This window comes from Synechococcus sp. GFB01 (assembly GCF_001039265.1).
GTDB lineage: Bacteria > Cyanobacteriota > Cyanobacteriia > PCC-6307 > Cyanobiaceae > NIES-981.
This window is the reverse complement of the sequence record NZ_LFEK01000096.1, coordinates 1-4,827: the sequence shown is the minus strand read 5'-3', so window position 1 is coordinate 4,827 and position 4,827 is coordinate 1. Positions and strand designations below refer to the sequence as shown.

3 protein-coding genes, 1 tRNA gene and 2 pseudogenes are annotated in these 4,827 nt (G+C 66.2%); 2 read left to right on the top strand and 4 right to left on the bottom strand.

Going from position 1 to position 4,827, the window contains the following annotated elements; translation table 11 throughout:
* Positions 1-92: 92 nt before the first annotated feature.
* From pepN to SYNGFB01_RS09785, 3 genes and pseudogenes are all read right to left on the bottom strand, one after another.
* Positions 93-2,035: pseudogene (gene pepN / locus SYNGFB01_RS09795) on the bottom strand (aminopeptidase N); the annotation flags it as partial.
* Positions 2,036-2,089: 54 nt separating this feature from the next.
* Positions 2,090-2,584 (bottom strand): cAMP phosphodiesterase, encoded by a 495-nt coding sequence (locus tag SYNGFB01_RS09790; protein ID WP_235300097.1) that lies wholly within the window; start codon positions 2,582-2,584, stop codon positions 2,090-2,092.
* A 19-nt stretch (positions 2,585-2,603) separates the two neighbouring features.
* The gene (locus SYNGFB01_RS09785; protein ID WP_048017485.1) at positions 2,604-3,143 is read right to left on the bottom strand and encodes a hypothetical protein; all 540 of its coding nucleotides are present in this window, start codon (positions 3,141-3,143) and stop codon (positions 2,604-2,606) included.
* 113 nt (positions 3,144-3,256) lie between these two features.
* On the opposite strand from SYNGFB01_RS09785, the gene SYNGFB01_RS09780 reads away from it, so the two are divergent.
* Positions 3,257-4,414 carry a histidine kinase gene (locus SYNGFB01_RS09780; RefSeq protein ID WP_048017875.1) on the top strand — a complete coding sequence of 386 codons (1,158 nt, stop codon included), beginning with the start codon at positions 3,257-3,259 and terminating at the stop codon, positions 4,412-4,414.
* 51 nt (positions 4,415-4,465) lie between these two features.
* Positions 4,466-4,538, top strand: a tRNA-Glu gene (locus SYNGFB01_RS09775).
* Between the two features lie 184 nt (positions 4,539-4,722).
* On the opposite strand, the pseudogene SYNGFB01_RS09770 reads toward SYNGFB01_RS09775, so the two are convergent.
* A pseudogene (locus tag SYNGFB01_RS09770) lies at positions 4,723-4,827 on the bottom strand (oligoketide cyclase); the annotation flags it as partial.

Genomic DNA, 4,827 nt, shown 5'->3' with positions numbered 1-4,827 from the left:
GCGCAGCCGCACGATGTCCGGATTGTCGATATGAACCCGGCCTCGGCATAGCGCTGCTCCGCCATCGAACTGGAAAGCTGCCCCAGATGGTGCTGGAAAGCCGCCAGGCCCGGCAGAGCCAGCAGCACACTGCGACTGGCTTCCGAGAGCGAGGGGTCGGCCAGGATCCGGCCGAAGGCGTCGATGAGCTCCTCCTCCGACTGAGCGTCGGGCTGCCCCGCGGCCCGTGCCAGCAGCGTGCGGCGCAGCAGCGCCTGGCCCGCATCCCAGCGGGCGAAGGGATCGTGATCAGCCGCCAGCAGGTGCACCAGTTCGGCGGCGGGACGCCCGAGATCCAGCTTCACCGGTGCGAGAACTGCCGCAGCAGCGACAGGGCCGGTGGATGCTGACGACGTGGCAGCCCCACCAGGCGCAGGCTCTGCTCCTCCCGATCGATCACCAGCAGACGGGTTCCCGGGCTGGGGGCGGGCTCCCCCTCGAGCTGCAGCGGCAGCTCGGTGCCGGCCTGATCGATCAACCCCAGGGCGAGGGGAATCACCACGGGATGCTTCCGGTGCTGACCAGGAGTGGGGGGGTGTGCTGGTGGATCTGCAGCTCCAGCACGCCGGCATCGCCATCCCAGTGACGCTGGATCTGCAGCACGGGTGTGCCGGCCTGGTGATACCAGCGGCGGAACTGATCGAGTCGAAGGGTGGCGGGCCCCCGACCGCATCCTGCATGGCCTGCAGGAAGTCATCACAGGTGGCGGCGCAGCGTCATGCCGCTGCACGTAGAGCGCCATGCCCCGCATGAACGTCTCCTCGCCCAGCACGGTATGGAGCATGCGGATCAGTTCGGCGCCCTTTTCATAGATCGTAGTGGTGTAAAAATTATCGATCGCCTGGTAGGAATCAGGCTGCACGGGATGCGCCGTAGGACCGGCATCCTCGCGAAACTGGGTATTGCGCAGCAGCGCCACATTTTCAATGCGATTGAGCGCCGCACCATGCAGATCCTCCGTGAAGCTCTGGTCACGAAACACCGTGAGGCCTTCTTTCAGCGACAACTGAAACCAGTCACGACAGGTGATGCGGTTGCCGGTCCAATTGTGGAAATACTCATGCGCGATCACGCTCTCGATCCGCTCGAGCTCGGCATCTGTCGCCGTTTCAGCATCGGCGAGAACAAGCTTGGAGTTGAAGATATTGAGACTTTTGTTTTCCATGGCGCCCATATTGAAATGGCGCACCGCAACGATGTTGTACTCATCAAGGTCGTATTCAAGCCCATAGCGCTGTTCATCCCAGGCCATGGCTCGTTTCAGGGAGGCCATCGCATGGGCGGTGTAGGGGGCATCGCCGGGCTCCACATGGATGCGGAGGGCCACCTCGCGGCCGCTGGCGGTGGTGAAGCGGTCGCGCACCTCCTCCAACCGACCCGCCACCAGGGCGAAGAGATAGGAGGGCTTGGGGAAGGGGTCGTCCCAGATCGCGTAATGCCGGGTCGGCGGCGTCACAGCGGCGGCGCCTGGTTCGGGTGGCAGCCCGCCGGTCTCGATGCAGTTGCCGTTGCAGAGGAGCACGGGGCAGGTCTCCAGATCCGCCTCGATCCGCACCCGGAAACGGCTGAGCAGGTCGGGACGGTCGGGATGGAAGGTGATGCGCCGGAAACCCTCGGCCTCGCACTGGCTGGTGAACAGCCCGCCGCTCACATAGAGCCCCTCGAGGGTGGAGTTGGTTTCCGGATGGATCCGGACCAGGGTCTCCAGCACGAAAGGCCGGCGGGGCGGCTGCGGGAGGAGCAGATGATCCGGTTTCAGCACAAAGGCTTCGGCGGGCAGTGGCTCGCCATCGAGCTTCAGCTCGAGCAACTCCAGGTCGAGCCCCCACAGCAGCAACGGACCAGAAGCCGCGACGGGATTGGGTTCCAGCTCGAGCCGGGACGCCACCATGGTGCCGTGGCTCCCCAGGCGGAAGCACAGCTCGGTGCGGGGGATCCGGTAGGGCGCCGGCGTGTAGTCGGCGAGATGCACGGTGGCCGCGGCAGGGGTGGCCATGGGGGCACGGTCAGGCTGATGTGGATCCTGCCCCAGCCGCCCCCCGCGCGGCCTTCACTTGCCCTTGCCCGTGCTCTTGGCAGCCGGTGCCTTGGCATCCGGAGTCTTGGCATCCGGAGTCTTGGCATCCGGCTGGCTCTTGAGCGCTTCCTGCACCCGCTTCACCACATCGGCCGGCACCTGGTTAGGGCACACCTCCACTGCACCGATCACCGCGGAATTGATCGAACCCCGACGCAGCTCCTCCAGGCTGAGAGGCTTGGGGCCCACCTGCACGATCGCACCGCCGTGCTGGCCCTGAATCACCTGGGCGATGGTTTCCCCGGCGATGCCCACCGCCTTGTCAAACTCCACACCGGCAGCCCGGGCCAGGCAGACATTCACCGCAGCGATGCGGGTGTAGAGATTCATCTCGGCCTCGCTGGCGGGAGCGGCCTGGGCGGGCGCGGCCAGCACCAGAAGCGGCATCACCACCGGCAGCAGCAGGGCGAGGGAGTAGAGCAGCGGCCGGAAGGGATGGGGCAGCGAGGTCACAGACGCGAGCGACAACTCGCTCCATGCTGATGCATCAGGGCAGGGTGGCCCCGGCCTCCTCCACGCGGATCTCATGGTGGGTTTCGGCCAGCTCCAGAACTCCGTCTTTCCAGGAGTAGATCGAGCGAGCCCGGTAGCGGTCCTGGTCGACAAGCCGGATGTGCTCGAGGATGTCCCACTCCTGATAGTGCGACTCGAAGATCAGCTCATGTTCATCCACCTGGCGGATCTGGCTCTTGGTGGGGCTGCCGCAGAGGTAGCCGCGGCTGCGACGCAGCTGATGCCCGCACAGGTAGGCCTCCATGGTGCCGGTGGGCACGAAACGTGGATGTCGCTCGAAGAACTCGAAGTCGTTTTCGGGCCACCAGGTGAAGCGGTAGGCCGACTCCCCTTCCACCGGTTCGGAGAAGGCCTCGACCCGCAGCATCATGTCGACCCGGAGCGCCTCGCCATCGGCGAAGAAATAGAGCCGGCGCGAGCGCCACAACCCGAGGTTGCGTGCAAACCAGCGACGCAGGCTGCTGTCGAGCTGGATCCGGCTGGGAATCACACGGCTCACCAGGGACTGGGGCAGATGCTCTGGTGCAGCCAAGGCGGCCTCCCGCAGGCGGTGCCCCGCCCGTTGCAGCAACACCACCGTCATAGCCAGGACGGGCCGGATCGTCCGGAAGTCCATAGGGTGAGCGTGTGACCGCCTCCGTCGCTCCCACCCCGGCCCCACCGCCCGCCCGCCAGCCCCTGAAGCTGCTGCTGGTGGCAGCCCCACAGCATCTGGCCGGCAGCGATCTGCGAGGACTGCTGCAGTTTCTCAACAGCGAGGACTGCGGCTTCGATGTGAGTCTGGAGGTGGCCGATCCTGCCCGCCAGCCGGAGTTGCTCGAACTGCATCGGCTGGTGGCCACACCGGCTCTGGTCAAGCTCGATCCGCCGCCTCGCCAGGTGATCGCCGGCAGCTCGATCAGCCAGAAGCTGCGCAGCTGGCTGCCCCGCTGGCAGCAGATGGAGGTGGTCACCAGTCTGGGGCTGAGCCTGCGGCCCGCCGAGACCGATGGCAGCCGCACCCGACGGNAACTGCAGCTCGAGGACCAGCTGCTGGTGCTGCGCCAGGAGAACGAGACGCTGATCGAACGGCTGGGGGTGCAGGAGCGGCTGCTGCGCATGGTGGCCCACGAACTGCGCACGCCCCTCACCGCCGCCAAGCTGGCCCTGCAGAGCCACGAGCTCGGCCAGATCGACGTGCGGCGCTTTCTCGACGTGCTGAAGCGGCGCCTCGACGACATCCAGGAGCTCTCCAAGGATCTGCTGGAGGTGGGAACCACCCGCTGGGAAGCCCTCTTCAACCCCCAGCGGCTGGACCTCGGCAAGGTGGCCGCCGAGGCGATCCTCGAACTGGAGAAGCTCTGGATCGGCCGCCAGCTCGAGCTGATCACCGATATCCCGGCCGACCTGCCCGATGTGTACGCCGATCAGCGGCGCATGCGGCAGGTGTTTCTCAACCTGCTGGAGAACGCCCTGAAGTTCACCCCGGAGGGCGGCCGGGTCAGTCTCACCCTGCTGCACCGCACCAGCCATTGGGTGCAGGTGAGCATCTGCGACAGCGGCCCCGGCATCCCCAGCGAGGAGCAGCAGCGGATCTTTCTCGACCGGGTGCGTCTGCCCCAGACATCCGCCAGTGCACCCGGCTACGGGGTCGGGCTGTCGGTCTGTCGCCGCATCGCCGAAGTGCACGGCGGACGCATCTGGGTGGTGTCGGAGCCTGGCGAGGGGGCCTGCTTCCACTTCACCGTGCCGGTGTGGAGCGGTCAGATGCAGCCCGCCTTGACGAAGGGACACCCCGGCCCGTAGCGTCCATCGAGCAGCGCAGGGGCCCCATAAGGCCGGTGCGGTTGTGGCCTCGCCCCCATCGTCTAGAGGCCTAGGACACCTCCCTTTCACGGAGGCGACAGGGGTTCGAATCCCCTTGGGGGTATCAACAACAAACCGAAGGTTTGGACTCTTCGAGTTGATTCACCGTGTTGTGGATCCGCACACCATTCCGCACCCTTGCCGGAACGCTCACGAAGCCTGCTCAGAATCCAACCCTCGGTTCTGCCGCATCTCGCAGCCTGCACTGCGGCATTACCCTCTGCGCTCGCACGCCGATCGGTCACCGGTCAGATCAGGCCTGCCCGCCGCTGCGCCTCCATCTGCACCCCCCTGAGATTGTTGGCCAGGTCTTCACGCAAGCGCTGCTCGATCAGACCGATCGGCATGCCAGG